Annotated in this window: 13 protein-coding genes and 1 pseudogene; 4 read left to right on the top strand and 10 right to left on the bottom strand. The window is 44.2% G+C overall.

Annotation, left to right across the window (positions count from 1 at the left end):
- Nucleotides 1-181: 181 nt before the first annotated feature.
- Nucleotides 182-1,612: a pyridoxal phosphate-dependent aminotransferase gene (locus tag LOZ91_RS01950; RefSeq protein ID WP_005170285.1), complete on the bottom strand. Its 1,431-nt coding sequence runs from the start codon at nt 1,610-1,612 to the stop codon at nt 182-184.
- A 229-nt stretch (nt 1,613-1,841) separates the two neighbouring features.
- On the opposite strand from LOZ91_RS01950, the gene msrB reads away from it, so the two are divergent.
- Both msrB and LOZ91_RS01940 read left to right on the top strand, forming a co-directional pair.
- On the top strand, nt 1,842-2,261 hold the full coding sequence (msrB, locus tag LOZ91_RS01945) for a peptide-methionine (R)-S-oxide reductase MsrB (RefSeq protein WP_005097408.1): 420 nt from the start codon (nt 1,842-1,844) through the stop codon (nt 2,259-2,261).
- Nucleotides 2,258-2,734 carry a glutathione peroxidase gene (locus LOZ91_RS01940; protein ID WP_005170286.1) on the top strand — a complete coding sequence of 159 codons (477 nt, stop codon included), beginning with the start codon at nt 2,258-2,260 and terminating at the stop codon, nt 2,732-2,734. Before msrB ends, LOZ91_RS01940 begins: the two co-directional genes overlap by 4 nt.
- Nucleotides 2,735-2,847: 113 nt before the next feature.
- On the opposite strand, the gene dapC is transcribed toward LOZ91_RS01940, so the two are convergent.
- From dapC to LOZ91_RS01915, 5 genes are all read right to left on the bottom strand, one after another.
- The gene (gene dapC / locus LOZ91_RS01935; RefSeq protein ID WP_244782585.1) at nt 2,848-4,017 is read right to left on the bottom strand and encodes a succinyldiaminopimelate transaminase; all 1,170 of its coding nucleotides are present in this window, start codon (nt 4,015-4,017) and stop codon (nt 2,848-2,850) included.
- Between the two features lie 23 nt (nt 4,018-4,040).
- Nucleotides 4,041-6,707, bottom strand: coding sequence for a [protein-PII] uridylyltransferase (gene glnD / locus LOZ91_RS01930; protein ID WP_005097404.1), 2,667 nt, complete (start codon nt 6,705-6,707; stop codon nt 4,041-4,043).
- A gap of 26 nt (nt 6,708-6,733) precedes the next feature.
- On the bottom strand, nt 6,734-7,948 hold the full coding sequence (purT, locus tag LOZ91_RS01925) for a formate-dependent phosphoribosylglycinamide formyltransferase (protein ID WP_171294138.1): 1,215 nt from the start codon (nt 7,946-7,948) through the stop codon (nt 6,734-6,736).
- Between the two features lie 370 nt (nt 7,949-8,318).
- The gene (gene ygaH, locus LOZ91_RS01920) at nt 8,319-8,666 is read right to left on the bottom strand and encodes an L-valine transporter subunit YgaH (RefSeq protein WP_005097402.1); all 348 of its coding nucleotides are present in this window, start codon (nt 8,664-8,666) and stop codon (nt 8,319-8,321) included.
- Entirely contained in the window at nt 8,663-9,415 is a 753-nt protein-coding gene (locus LOZ91_RS01915; RefSeq protein ID WP_159138591.1) for an AzlC family ABC transporter permease, read from the bottom strand. The genes ygaH and LOZ91_RS01915 overlap by 4 nt, the downstream gene beginning before the upstream one ends.
- A 103-nt stretch (nt 9,416-9,518) precedes the next feature.
- Here LOZ91_RS01915 and LOZ91_RS01910 point away from each other — a divergent pair, with 103 nt between their 5' ends.
- Complete coding sequence (locus LOZ91_RS01910) at nt 9,519-10,016, top strand: hypothetical protein (RefSeq protein ID WP_005170291.1); 498 nt, start codon at nt 9,519-9,521, stop codon at nt 10,014-10,016.
- A gap of 204 nt (nt 10,017-10,220) precedes the next feature.
- On the opposite strand, the gene LOZ91_RS01905 is transcribed toward LOZ91_RS01910, so the two are convergent.
- Both LOZ91_RS01905 and ychF read right to left on the bottom strand, forming a co-directional pair.
- Nucleotides 10,221-10,838, bottom strand: a complete 618-nt coding sequence (locus LOZ91_RS01905) for a superoxide dismutase (protein WP_074383280.1) — start codon at nt 10,836-10,838, stop codon at nt 10,221-10,223.
- A 206-nt stretch (nt 10,839-11,044) separates the two neighbouring features.
- The gene (gene ychF / locus LOZ91_RS01900; protein ID WP_005170292.1) at nt 11,045-12,136 is read right to left on the bottom strand and encodes a redox-regulated ATPase YchF; all 1,092 of its coding nucleotides are present in this window, start codon (nt 12,134-12,136) and stop codon (nt 11,045-11,047) included.
- Nucleotides 12,137-12,429: 293 nt separating this feature from the next.
- On the opposite strand from ychF, the gene LOZ91_RS01895 reads away from it, so the two are divergent.
- The gene (locus LOZ91_RS01895) at nt 12,430-13,194 is read left to right on the top strand and encodes a glutathione S-transferase (RefSeq protein WP_244782584.1); all 765 of its coding nucleotides are present in this window, start codon (nt 12,430-12,432) and stop codon (nt 13,192-13,194) included.
- A 60-nt stretch (nt 13,195-13,254) separates the two neighbouring features.
- Here the strand turns inward: LOZ91_RS01895 and LOZ91_RS01890 are convergent, their stop codons facing one another.
- Both LOZ91_RS01890 and LOZ91_RS01885 read right to left on the bottom strand, forming a co-directional pair.
- Nucleotides 13,255-14,754: a hypothetical protein gene (locus tag LOZ91_RS01890; protein ID WP_244782583.1), complete on the bottom strand. Its 1,500-nt coding sequence runs from the start codon at nt 14,752-14,754 to the stop codon at nt 13,255-13,257.
- Between the two features lie 29 nt (nt 14,755-14,783).
- Nucleotides 14,784-14,946, bottom strand: a pseudogene (locus LOZ91_RS01885) (IS982 family transposase); the annotation flags it as partial.

The following is a 14,946-nucleotide window of genomic DNA, read 5'->3' as shown; positions in this document are numbered from 1 at the left end:
AAATAACATGAATCTTCGTGATTAAGGAGAAATCACTTGATAAGAAACCGTTGAGTGCAGGAATTTGTGCTTCAGGAAGTCTTTGTACTTTTTAAAATGTTATAAGTCGAAACTTTGAATATGGAGAGAAATAAAAAACCGCATTCAGAAATGCGGTTTTTTATGTTGTCTATTTCAGGAATTAACGCATCTTGGCCAGGAAACGGCCAACACGGGTAAGGGCTTCACGCAGTTCATTTTCAGCCGGCAGGAACACCACACGAAAATGATCCGGTGTCGGCCAGTTAAAGCCTGTACCTTGAACCAGAAGTACTTTCTCGGCACGTAACAAGTCCAGCATCAGCTTTTCATCGTCCTGAATTGGATAAACGTTCGGATCCAGTTTCGGGAAGCAATACATCGCACCCTCAGGCTTGACACAGGACACCCCAGGAATCTCGTTTAGCATTTCCCAAGCGATATTACGCTGTTCATACAAACGGCCACCCGGACGAATCAGGTCATTAATGGACTGATAGCCGCCCAGCGCAGTCTGAATTGCATATTGCGCCTGATGGTTGGCACACAGGCGCATAGATGCCAGCATGTCCAGACCTTCGATATAGTCTGCTGCACGTGTTTTATTGCCAGTAATGGCCATCCAGCCAGAACGGAAGCCAGCAATACGATAAGCCTTTGATAACCCGTTAAATGATACACAAATCTGATCACCTGCCAAGGCAGCTACAGCGACATGCTCGATACCGTCATAGATGATTTTGTCATAGATTTCGTCAGCAAATAAAATCAGGTCATACTTCTTGGCCAAGTCCACGATCTGTTGCAAGACATGACGCGGATAAACCGAACCGGTCGGGTTGTTTGGATTAATAATCACAATACCACGGGTATTTGGCGTGATTTTACTTTCCATATCGACAATGTCTGGATACCAGTGATTTTCTTCATCACATTTATAATGAATCGCCGTACCGCCAGACAGATTGACTGCCGCAGTCCAAAGCGGATAATCCGGCATTGGAATCAGCATTTCATCGCCATCATCCAATAGACCCTGCATGGCCATGACAATCAGTTCAGAGACACCATTACCGATATATACATCATTGACGTGCATATCCAAAATGCCTTTTTGCTGGTAATACTGGCAGATCGCCTTACGTGCCGGGAAAATCCCTTTAGAATCTGTATAGCCAATGGCATTTGGCAGATTTAAAGCCACATCATTGATGATTTCTTGTGGTGCTTCAAAACCGAATGGGGCGGGGTTACCGATGTTCAGTTTGATAATCTTATGACCCGCTTCTTCCATCTCGATGGCCGCTCGTAACACAGGCCCGCGAATGTCGTAGCAAACATGCTCGAGCTTAGACGATTTCTTAATTTCGCGAGGGGTTTGGAGAGTGTTCGGCATTTTGATGTTCTCGGAAAGAGTGGAGGTCACTTTTGCATAACGGTATAAATAACTTTTAAATGTCTCAGTTGTTACCAGATCGAGATGATGTTCATCTCTGAGTAAAGCAACAATTCTTTCATGGGTAAATCCTAGCTGTTGATACTGTCTGATCACAGGAAGTAAATTCTGAAAAATTACGCTCTTTTTTTGCGACATTTTTTAATCCTGAGCAAGAATATGACTAAGCTTAACACTAAATTTGCTCACAAAAAAGCATTTAGTACATAAGTTGCTTACTTTGTTTCTGTATATTTGCTTACTTTTTGCTTTTTTGGCTATTATAGGTCTTTTGTAAATTGTTAAATAAACACTAGAATTTTTAAATTGAATCACGTAAATATAGGATTATCCTATTTTAAATAGCAAGATAAAAAGGTACGCAATCATGGGAAAACTCAATAAAACAGACAGAGAATGGCAAAGAGAGTTATCACCTGAAGAGTTCCGTATTACACGCCAAAAGGGAACCGAACCTGCATTTACCGGGAAATACTGGAATACCAAACAAGATGGTGTTTACGTATGTCGCTGTTGTGGTGAACCTTTATTTACTTCAGAAACCAAATTTGACAGTGGTTGTGGCTGGCCAAGCTTTTATCGTCCCCTGAGCAGTTCAGTCATAGAAGAATTACCTGATACTTCACACGGGATGGTCAGAACTGAAATTGTTTGTCATCATTGTGACGCACATTTAGGGCATGTTTTCCCTGATGGTCCAGAACCGACGGGCTTACGTTATTGTGTAAACTCGGCTTCTTTAGAATTAGAAACACAAGAAAAAAATGATGAGGAAACCTATCCATGACTAGCATTTATCAGTTTGAAGCTGAATTGTTAGATGGTAAAAGCAAACAGCTTGCAGATTATGAAGGTAAGGTACTTTTAATCGTGAATACAGCAAGTAAATGTGGCTTTACCCCACAATTCTCAGGATTAGAGAAGCTTTACGAGAAATATAAAGATCAAGGTCTGGAGGTCTTAGGATTTCCATGCAACCAGTTTGGTGGCCAAGATCCTGGTTCCAATGAACAGATTGGTGAGTTTTGCCAGAAAAATTACGGGGTATCTTTCCCGATGTTTTCCAAAGTGGATGTTAAAGGCCCTGAAGCGCATGCCATCTTCCGTTATTTGACCAATAATTCCAAAGGTATTTTAGGGAATGGGATTAAATGGAACTTTACCAAGTTTCTGATTGGACGTGATGGTAAGGTTTTGAACCGTTTTGCACCGACGACCAAGCCTGAAGATCTTGAAGTTGAAATCGAAAAAGTACTCTAAACTTTATTTTGAGACATGAAAGAATTTTTGAGTGCTGGATTAAAATTGATCGTATTGCATTTTTATAAAAAAACCACTGTATTTACAGTGGTTTTTTTGATTATGACTTAAATCTAGAGAATCGCTTTTAGACGTTGAATGACTTGTTCACATTGTGCCAGATCAGCAACCAGAGCTAAACGTACATGATTTTCACCCGGATCACCTTGTTGCGTATCACGAGACAGATAACGGCCCGGCAGAACTTTAATATGGGCTTTTTCCATCAGCATTTTGGCAAAGGTTTCATCATTGTCGACTTTGAGCCAGTAGTAGAAACCGGCATCCGGTTTTTTCAGTGGCAGCAGGTGACCGAGTTCTTGCTGGAACAAATCAAATTTGGCGCGGTATTGCACCCGGTTGTCTTCCACATGGGCTTCATCGTTCCAGGCAGCAATAGAAGCCAGTTGGTGCTGTACCGGCATCGCTGCACCGTGATAAGTACGATACTGCAAATACGGTTTTAGTAAAGTTGCGTCACCGGCGACAAAACCTGAACGCATGCCCGGCAGGTTGGAACGTTTAGACAGCGAGTGGAATACCACACAGTTTTTATAGTCATCACGACCGATTTCAGCACAGACTTCCAGTAAACCCGCGGGTGCCTGATCAAACCACAATTCCGAATAGCATTCATCTGAAGCAATGACAAAGTTGTATTGATCTGACAGCGCAATCAGCTTTTTAAACTGTTCTTTAGAGAGTACGGCACCCGTTGGATTGCCCGGCGTGCAGACAAATAATAATGCGGTTTTTTCCCAGACTTCTGCCGGAACGGCATCAAAGTCACCGAGGTAATTATTTTCCTCAGTACAGTTGATGAAGTAAGGTTTGGCACCTGCGAGCAGCGTCGCACCTTCATAAATCTGGTAGAACGGGTTTGGCATGACCACATAAGGCGATTCTTCACGGTTCACCAAGGCTTGTACAAAAGAGAAAATTGCTTCACGTGTACCGGAAACGGGCAGGATATTGCTGTCTGCACTGATGCTATTCAGCTTAAAGCGGCGGCTTAACCAGTTGGCAATACTTTCACGTAGTTCGGGCAGACCTTTGCTGTTGGGATAAGTCGATAAATGTTTGAAGTTATCAATAATCGCCTGTTTCACAAACTCCGGTGCAGGATGCTTTGGTTCGCCAATCGACAGGGGAATTAATGGCATATTTGCAGGCTGGATATCCGCAAAAAGCCGATTTAACTTTTCAAAGGGATAAGGGTGCAATAAAGACAAGCTAGAGTTCATGAAATGTGTTACCGAGCAGAGTGTTAGTGTTGACCGCTGACCTGATGTGAAGCCTCATCCAGGGCAGCTTTGAGTGCAGCTGCAAATTCTTGAGACTCAGTCGGGCTCATCGGGATGCCATTTTTTTTGGTGACAAAGAAAATATCTTCAGCACGTTCGCCAAGTGTGGCAATTTTGGCAGAGTGGATATCCAGCCCTTGCATCATAAATAAACCGCCAATTTTGGCAAGTAAACCAGGATGATCCAGAGTCGCAATTTCGACCATATTCTGATCCAGAGCCGCATTCATCGTAATATCGACTGTATTTTCAATATCGAAATGACGGAGTTGACGCGGAATGCGGCGTTGCATCAGACCCGGATATTCATCTGAATGGCTCAAAGCGTCTTTCAGGGCTTCAATGACGGTGGCTTCCCGTTCAGGGTCGGTGAGTAAGGTACCAAAGCGATCCAGCACCACATAGGTATCCAGACTAAAAGCTTTGGTCGCGGTAATAATCCGCGCATCTTGAACATCCAGATTCATACGATCCAGAATGGCAACTGTGGTCGCAAACAGGTTCGGTTTATCCTGAGTATAAATAAAGATCTGTACCGCATCCTGAGCATATTTTCGATGCGCCCGCATCAGCACCAAAGGCGCAGGATTATCGCCATGTTGTAAAATGGCGCGGGTATGCCAGGCAATTTCATCCGCGGTTTCTTTCAGGAAATAATCATCACCCAGTTCCTGCCAGACTTTTTCAACATCATAGAGCGAGAAATGCTCGACCAGACGTTCACTGGCTTCAAACTTGGTGTCTTCAATCAGCATCTGATAATCGACCGGACGGCCGAGACCAGAACGGATCACATCACGCGCCTGCGTATAGAGCTGACGCATCAAGGATGCGCGCCAGGTATTCCAGAGCTTGGGATTGGTGGCATTGATATCCGCAACTGTCAGGGTATACAGATAGTCCAGATGCTCCATATCGCCCATTTTTTCTGCGAATTCTTTGACCACATCCGGGTCGGAAATATCTTTTTTCTGCGCAGTCACAGACATCACCAGATGATTCTGGATCAGCCAGGCCACCAGATTACTTTCGCGTTCGGTAAAGCCATGGCTACGGCAGAATTTAATGGCATCGGCTGCTCCAAGCTCACTATGATCACCGCCACGACCTTTGGCAATATCATGAAAAAGAGCTGCCAGATATACAATGTCACGACGGGTCAGGCGCTGGAACACTGAACTGACCACAGGAAATTCCTTGGCAAATTCAGGTGCTTTAAAGCGATTTAAATTGCGTAGCAACAATAAGGTATGTGCATCGACCGTATAGATATGGAACAGGTCATATTGCATCAGGCCCAGAATTTGCCCAAAGGCCGGGATGTAATTACCCAGTACGCCATAACGCTTCATCGTCACTAGGGTATCGTAGAGCCGATGCGGTGAGCGGATAATCGCCATAAACAGCGCCTGATGCACCGGATTATCACGAAAATCCTGATCAATGCGTTTTCCTGCCAAGGTCAGCAGGCGTAAGGTACGCGCACGAATGCCCTGAATTTCAGGACGATTGGCCAACAGGTAGAAAATTTCCAGAATCGCGCTTGGATTTTCCGAGAAAATCTTGTGATGCTGAACTGCTAACTTGCCATCGACCAGTTTGAAATTTTCATTAATTTCCTCAATCTGGCGTTCATATTGCGGTAAACGTGGGGTAATCACAGATTCATTGAAGTAGGCCAGCAGCATTTCATTGAGTGTAGAGACTTGCTGTGCGCTGCGATAATAGCGCTTCATAAACTGTTCAATTGGATAGTTCGGATGATGCGCCTCATCACGCACATAGCCGAATTTAGCCGCAATATCACGCTGATAATCAAACAATAAGCGGTTTTCATCGCGCTTGGTCAGGCGGTGCAGATGATGGCGAATTTCCCAGAGAAAACTTTCAGCTTCTTCGAGCACGCCCAGTTCAAATTCAGAAATAAAACCCAGATGTACCAGATCATAAATCCGGTTGACGCGGAAATGTCGTTTGGCAATCCAGCCGATCTGGTTGATGTCGCGGATACCGCCCGGTGCATTTTTAATATCCGGTTCCAGATTGCTTTCGGTATTGTTGTGCTGAGCATAGCGTTTATGCTGCTCATCCATTTTGGCATCAAAGAAGGTTTTATCGGTCCAAGTGCGTGACACGATGCGCCGTGGCCATTTGCACAGGTTCTCATTGCCAATAATCAGGCGTGCTTCGATTAGCGTAGTGGCAACAGTGAGATCACTACTGGCCTGACTGACACAATCATTGATGGTACGCACGCTGATCCCCGGTTTGAAATTACCGACATCCCAGAGTAATGAAATGAAGGTAGAAATCAGCTGTTCCTGCTCTGGACTAATCTCGTCTTCTGACAGGATCATGAGGTCGACATCAGAATAAGGCAGCATTTCACGGCGACCATAACCTCCGACAGCAAACAGGGCCAAATCGGTTTGATCCAGTTCGGCATATTTCCAGAGAAATTGCAGTGCTTCATCAATCAGATTGGAACGTGCCAGAATAATATCCCGAATAGACTGTCCATTTTCAAAACTCTCCTGTAGCTGATTTTCGACATCACTACGCCATTGATTGATGGCTTTAATGTCATGGTTACTTTTAATGTAATTCAGCAGAGGTAAGGTATTGATCATGAACAGTGGTCCGTTGGTATTTCAGCTTAGTTTTGATTAATGCTAACTTGATTTGCGACCTGAAGTGCCAGTTCGCGTGCCAGTTCAATGCTTTCAGCACGTGCAGTCGCAACGCCCATGCGACGCCGTTCGAAGCCTTCAGGTTTGCCAAACAGGCGCAAATCAGTATTGCCGTCTGCTAAAGCAAGATTCAGGCCAGAAAATGAAAGATTACGATCATCTACCCCGGCATAAATCACCGCGCTGGCAGCCACACTATGCCGTGTGGTATTGACCGGCAGGCCTAAAATCGCACGTGCATGCAATTCAAATTCGCTTTGGAATTGAGAGGCAAGTGTTACCAGTCCGGTATCGTGTGGACGAGGAGAAACCTCACTAAACCATACTTGGTCGCCTTTGACAAAGAGTTCTACACCAAAGATTCCGCACCCCCCCAGTGCTGTGGTGACTTTGTGGGCAATGCGTTTAGATTCCTCTAGCGCTGCCGGAGTCATCGGCTGAGGTTGCCAGCTTTCGACATAATCGCCCGAGTCCTGACGATGGCCGATCGGATCGCAATAAGAGGTTTCGATCTCGCCGGTTGCCGGATTTTTTGCACGAACAGTCAATAAGGTAATTTCAAAATCAAAGTCAATTTGCGATTCGACAATCACCGTACCCTGATTGACGCGTCCACCAGTTTGCGCATATTCCCAAGCCGCGTCTACCTCTGCAAAGCTTTTTACCCGAGACTGGCCTTTGCCAGAAGAGGACATGACCGGCTTGACAAAGTTTGGATAGCCGACATCATCACAGGCAGCACGGAAGGACTCTAAACTGTCAGCAAATCGGTACGCTGAAGTTGGCAGCCCCAGTTCTTCTGCGGCCAGACGGCGAATGCCTTCGCGGTTCATGGTCAGATTGACCGCTTTAGCCGAAGGAATGACGGTCGCAATATTTTGTTCTTCAACGTCAACCAGTACTTGTGTGGCAATGGCTTCAATTTCAGGAACGATTAAATGCGGCTGGATTTGATGGATCAATTGTTTTAATTCTTCAGCATCGGCCATATTCAAGGTATAGGAATAATGCGCGACTTGCATGGCAGGTGCATGCTCATAACGGTCAGCAGCATGAACTTCGACCCCAAGACGTTGTAGTGAAATCACCACTTCCTTGCCCAGTTCACCAGAACCCAATAATAGAACTTTATAGGCAGAAGCTTGCAGGGGAGTACCAATAGTCACGCTCATGTGTGTCATCCATGCTTGATTTTATGGACTTTTAGCATAGCAGAACTGAGCCGGCAGTTAAGCCAAGATTCATACAAAATTGTGATATTGTCCAACAGTTTTATTTATAAAGTTTTTCTGGATGTAAGTAAGGCGTAATTGTCATGTCACTGGTCTGTCAGACTGATTTGAAGACGGTATATCCTATTTTGGTAATAGCTTTTTTCTATCTACAACTGGTCGAGTATTAAAAAAGTATAAAAGGATATGGAAATGATTTTATTTGAGCTTTTTCTTTCAGGAAAAATGATAGGGATTAGCTAATTATTTTTATATAATAAAGACCTATGCTATTCCATATAGCATAAGTCTTTATCTTGATTGATCAGTCAGTTTAAGCTTAAAACGTCATCGGCACATAAGTATAAACCAGACCATAGGTCAGTGCTGCGGTCAGGGTCGCCATCACGATGCGTTTGAATTTAAAATAAAGCGCAGTGAGTACGATAAATCCGACCAGCATCGCAATACTTTTATTCGGTGTTTCTAATAATGGCGGTAAGGTAGCAACTACCAGCATGGAGCTGATTGCCGCAATGCCGATTGAACCCAAGGCAATTTTTAGCCACAATGCTCCGCGTTTTTGTGAGCCTTGCTGAAATTTCTGAATCACAAAAAAAGGCCCGAAGCGTGAGACGAAATTAGCGATCCCGACGACAATGCCGACCAGAATAATCTCTAGATTCATGCTTGATCTCCTGCATGTTCAGGATCTGGCTGTTTCAGAATATAGTGCTTGAACAGGCCGGCAAAAATACCAGAACTGATGCCAATGAAAATCGCGGCAGACAGATCAATAAAGTAACAGGCCACAGCAGAAACCAGAATGGTGACAGCCACAACAAAAGTATGTTTCTTCTCAAAAGCAGCCAATAGGAAACTCAGGAACAGCGCAGGTAACAGGAAGTCTAGAGCCGCTTGCAAGAATTGCGGCAGATTGCTGACCTGATCGGCAAATAAACCACCGAGAAAAGATCCCAATGCCCAGGACATCCAGCTAAACAGGCTTAAACCCAGCATCCAGGATTCAGACCATTCCTGACGCCGTTGCGAGAGCTTGATCATGCCGGAAGCAAAAACCTCATCGGTCAGACCCCAAGACCAGATCGCGGTTTTCTTTAAATTCAGCCGGTCTTGAATCAGGTTTTGCAGCGCAGGGCCATAGAGCAAATGCCGAATGTCTAGGGCAATCACCGTTAATGCCGTCATCCAGATAGATGTGCCACTGCCTAAAAGTGCGACCACAAGGAACTGGCTGGCACCTGCATACATCGAGCAGGAAAGAAACAGCGCTTCCCAAGCCGTAAAGCCAAACTGAGTGGCTGAAACGCCAAAAGCAAACGACACTGGTAAATAAGTGAAGATGATCGCTTGGCTATCTTTTGCACCTTGCCAGAAGCCAGCAGGTTGCGTAGCGAGTTGATTCTGTTCAGACACGACACACCTTGAAGGAGAGTTGAACGATGGGTCAAATGAAGATTGTGTATTCTACGTGAATTTAATAGCATAGTGCCGAAATGTTTAAATTGGCGAGCCTGATATGTGGATGTTCAAGACACGTACGATGCTGACAGCTGCTTTAATGAGCACTGCATTGTTGTTACAAGCGTGTGGGAATGACAGTCAATCGACTGATAAGCCAGAAATTAAACCGGCACCTAAATTGACTAATGATGCGACCACCTATGCCAATGCGGCATGGCAACTGATCAATAAAGTCGATCCACTGGTTTATAATAAAGAAGTGGATCAGCTGGAAACCCAGGTGCGTCAACCGGCACGTAAGCTGAGCACAGACTGGCGTATTAATGTCAAAATGACCGATTCGGTGACTGAAGGTAAATATGCTCTGTGTCGTAAAGCCTTAACCAGTCTGGAAATCTGGGCGCGTACCGTGATCGACAATGGCAGCAGTCTGGAACAAAAGCAGGCGGATTATGAGCGGGATAAACTGCAATGTCAGAATGCGATTGATAATCCTGAATTGGGAAATACTGATCCCAAACAAAAAGGCACCGCGATTGCTAATATGCAATAAACCTTTAGCCATTTAGTTATAAGCATAAAAGCCAGTCATTCAGACTGGCTTTTTTAGGATGAGACAACAGCAAGACTCTAAAAAGAGGGTATCCACACATGTTCTAATAAAATCACAAATACACCACAGATCAGGAGTGTGCTGCCAATTATGCGTTTAATCAGAATAGGTGTAGACATGATCGATCTCCTTAAATATTTAAAGCTAAAGCGTGTTCAATGCTTCCAGATAACGACGATTCACTTCTTGCCAGTTCACGACATTGAAAAAAGCCGAGATATATTCCGGACGACGGTTTTGATAGTGCAAATAATAGGCATGTTCCCAGACATCCAGACCTAAAATGGGAATATTGCCATGCATCAGTGGAGAGTCCTGATTGACGCTGCTTTCTACAATAAGTGTTTGATCTGGCGCAACACTCAGCCAGGCCCAACCGCTACCAAAACGGCTCAGTGCTGCCTGGGTAAAGGTGTCTTTAAATGCCTCGAATCCGCCTAATTCATGTTCAATGGCCTTTGCAATTTCAGCTTCTGGATGGCCGCCACCGTCTGGACTCATGACTGTCCAGAACAGGGAGTGATTGGCATGTCCACCGGCATTATTGATCACGTTCTGTTTTAATTGCTGCGGTACTTCATTGAATTTGCTAATTAAGGCTTCGACCGATAAATCTTCCCATTCGGTTCCTGCGATCCCTGCATTGATATTATTAATATAGGTTTGATGATGCTTGCTATGATGAATTTCCATGGTCTTGCTATCGATATGAGGCTCTAGGGCATCATAGGGATATGGCAGTACAGGCAGGGTATAGCTCATGGTCAGGATTCCTTTGCTAGAATGAAATCATATTATTTTTCATTAGATTTAACATACGCCTGAATTTAATATTTTTATATGAGAATAATTATCATTATTGTTAATATGTGTGAATTATGCGTTGCCTGTAAGTTTTCTACGCTCGGTCATCTTATTTCCTAGGTAATAAAAAAGCCCCAGAAGGGGCTTTTTCACACAGCAAATACTTAGACGTTAAAACGGAAATGTAAAACGTCGCCATCCTGAACGATATAGGTTTTACCTTCTAGACGCCATTTACCGGCTTCTTTTGCACCCGCTTCGCCGTTGTACTGCACGAAATCATCATAAGCAATACATTCTGCACGGATAAAGCCTTTTTCAAAGTCGGTATGAATTACACCAGCGGCTTGCGGTGCAGTTGCACCAATTTTCACAGTCCAGGCACGAACCTCTTGTACACCTGCGGTGAAGTAAGTTTGTAAGCCAAGTAGTGAATAACCTGCACGAATCACCACGTTTAAACCAGGTTCTTCCATGCCCATCGCTTCCAGGAATTCAGCACGGTCTTCATCTTCAAGCAATGAAATTTCCGCTTCAATCTGGTTGCAAAGAGGTACGACAATTGCATTTTCTTCAGCAGCCAATTTTCTCACTGCATCCAAATGCGGGTTATTTTCAAAACCATCTTCAGCAACGTTGGCAATATACATGGTTGGTTTAAGCGTCATTAAGCCAAAGCCACGTACCAGTTTACGTTCGTCATCATCCAGATCCGCTGCGCGAGCCGGTTTGCCTTCATCGAGTAAAGGCTGGATTTTTTCTAATACTGCTTTAGTAGCAATTGCTTCTTTGTCACCACCTTTGGCAGATTTAGTCAAACGGGTAATCGCTTTCGCTACCGCGTCCAGGTCTGCAAGCGCGAGTTCTGTATTAATCGTGGCGATATCATCCAGTGGATCAATACGACCATTCACATGAATGACGTTTTCATCTTCAAAACAACGTACCACGTGAGCGATTGCATCAGTTTCGCGGATGTTGGCCAGGAACTGGTTACCTAAGCCTTCACCTTTAGAAGCACCAGCGACCAGACCTGCGATGTCCACAAATTCCATAGACGTTGGAATCACGCGCTGCGGTTTAACAATTGCTGTCAATTTGTCTAAACGTGGGTCAGGAACAGGCACGATGCCGGTATTTGGTTCAATGGTACAGAACGGGAAGTTTTCTGCAGCAATAGCAGCTTTGGTTAAAGCATTGAAAAGTGTAGATTTGCCAACGTTCGGCAAGCCGACAATACCGCAATTAAAACCCATGAAATAACTCACAAAAGCGTTATATAAAAATTGCCCCCGATTTTACATGAAAGCACGGCTAAAGTCAGGTCATGCACTTGTGGTTTATTGCAATCAAATGCTTCTTATAACTTAAAAGCTCCGCTGAGCTTTCCCGGATTTATTATGAGTCCGCCGAATATAGAGGAATAATCAGCCAGTATTGTACTTTTGGATAAAAATCACATTGTTTTTCTAAAATTGAGTGACTAAAGTATCTGAATAAAACAGCGGCCTATACGCCCTGATCCAATAACGATAAACATGGAGCATGCATGCGAACTTTATACCAGTTTCCTTTATCTCACTTTTGCGAAAAAGCACGTTGGATGCTGGACCATAAAGAGCTGTACTATGTTGCTCACAACCTGATTCCCGGCGTACATCGGGCTTTTGCCCGACTGAAAACAGGACAGAATCGTCTGCCTATTTTTCGCGATCAGGACAAATGGATTGCAGATTCAACCCAGATTGCGCTTTATCTGGATGATACTTATCCAGAACATCGTTTATTGTATGCTGAAGGACATTTTCGAAATAAAGCCTTAGAAATTAATGAAATTACTCTGGAGCTGGGTCGTCATGTCCGCCGCTGGATGTTATCTCAAGCGCTGACTTCCGATCATGAATCTCTCGATATTTTAATTGGTGAGCAGGGCTATTTGCGCCAGTTTGAAAAATTTTCTAAACCTTTATTAAAAGCGATGGTCGCCAAAGGTTATGCATTGAATGAGGAAACTGTGGCGGAATCCAAACAGCATATTGATGTCACTGTACAGCAACTCAATCAGATGCTGGTTAGTCAAGGTGGACATTATTTTGTCGGAAATCGTTTAGGTCTGGCGGATATTGCTGTCTGTTCTATGCTTGCTCCATTATTGGCGATTCCGGGGACGCCATGGGAAAAAGAAAATTTTGAAACCTTGTCCGAAGAATATCGTGATTATCAGCAGCATTTAAATGCGTTGCCTCTGGGTGAATATATTTGTCGTATTTACCGAACCGAACGCAATGCGCGAGTAGACTGGCGTGGTGTATAAGCTTCAAGGCAAATCCTAAAATTAAAAACGCGCATTTGCGCGTTTTTAATGAGATGATGATTAACCCCAAGGATTATTTGGGTCGATATCAATATTTTTACTAAAGTGATTGAACAGTGAACCAAAATCAAAGCTGGATGAACCACCACCACTGCTGATATTTTGAATCGTATCTTGAATGTCAGGCAGAATAGCAGACAAGTCAATATTGGAATCTGTGGCACCCACATCTTGGACCAGATCACCTGGATCGGGTAATTCAATCGAAGAGCTATTATCAATCAATTGCCCAATGCCTCCGGCAATGCTCCCTGGATCAAACCCGTTTGAAGCAGAGGAAATTCCTTCGATCAGAGTACCCAGATCCAGATCACTATCTAGATTGAGATGACCCAATAATCCTCCTAAATCTATGCCATTTGAGCCATTCGCGATCAGGCCGCTGAGTAAATCGGTAAAGCCATCGAGATCAAAATCCCCCGCTGCATTCTCACCGACAAAACCGCTAATTAAATCTGTGATAGCACCGATATCAAAATCATTGCCTGTATTGCCGCCGATTAAACCGCCGATCAGATCTGCAATCGCGCCGATGTCGATATCACCTAGTGCACCAGACCCACCAATCAGACCACCAACCAGCTGAACGATTTGTGCAATATCAATCTCGCCATTACTGCCGATGAGGTTGCTGACCAGATCTGCAATCGCAGCAATGTCGATGTTGCTTGAACCACCGATGAGACCACTCACCAGTTGGGCAATTTGTGCAATATCAATCTCGCCATTACCGCCGATGAGGTTACTGACCAGATCTGCAATCGCAGCAATGTCGATGTTGCTTGAACCACCGATGAGACCACTCACCAGTTGGGCAATTTGCGCAATATCAATCTCGCCATTACCACTGATGAGGTTACTGACCAGATCTGCAATTGCAGCAATGTCGATGTTGCTTGAACCACCGATGAGACCACTCACCAGTTGGACAATTTGAGCAATATCAATCTCGCCATTACCACCGATGAGGTTGCTGACCAGATCTGCAATTGCAGCAATGTCGATATTACCTAAACCACCAGAACCGCCGATCAGGCCGCTGACCAGCTGAACGATTTGTGTAATATCAATCTCGCTATTACCGCCGATGAGACCGCCGACGAGTTTGGAAATAGCACCAATATCCAGATTGCTGCTATTGTTCGCCATTAGGCCATTCAACAAGTTGGTGATCTGGACAATATTAAAACTGCCTTCATTGGATTGGGTTAAGCTGCTGATCAGACTCTGAATATCTAACTTCGAAGCATTTGAACCAGACAACTGAATTAATAAATTGCTCAGATTTGCGCTGTTCAGACTATGTCCAGAGAGAAGGCTGTTTAATAATGAGCTCACGGAAGGTTGTGAATTAGAGCTGTTTAGACTGCCAATGAGATTGCTAAGCGTACCTGAGGCTGTTCCAGCGAATAAGCCACCTAACAGGCTTTTAGTTTGTGTTTCAGCCGTTAAGACAGGACTCACCTTGGTTTTAATCAAACTTAAAATTTTAGAAGCCATGAGCATTCCTTATTTAACCCGAATCCTGCTTAAGCCGATGATTCCTTAATTTGAATTGTTGGCTTATTTTGATGAGTGAGTTGATATGCATATAGTGAGGTGTAAATTCCACTCAGAAACCCATGAAGACTACGTGCTTTACTCGTCACTAAATTGTATTGCCCCTTCAATAAGCTGAATAATGTTTCTATC

Origin of the sequence: Acinetobacter sp. F-1, from assembly GCF_022869025.1 — a bacterium.
Classification (GTDB): Bacteria; Pseudomonadota; Gammaproteobacteria; order Pseudomonadales; family Moraxellaceae; genus Acinetobacter; species Acinetobacter pseudolwoffii.
Note: the sequence above shows the minus strand (reverse complement) of the source record. Positions and strands in the feature narration are given on the sequence as shown.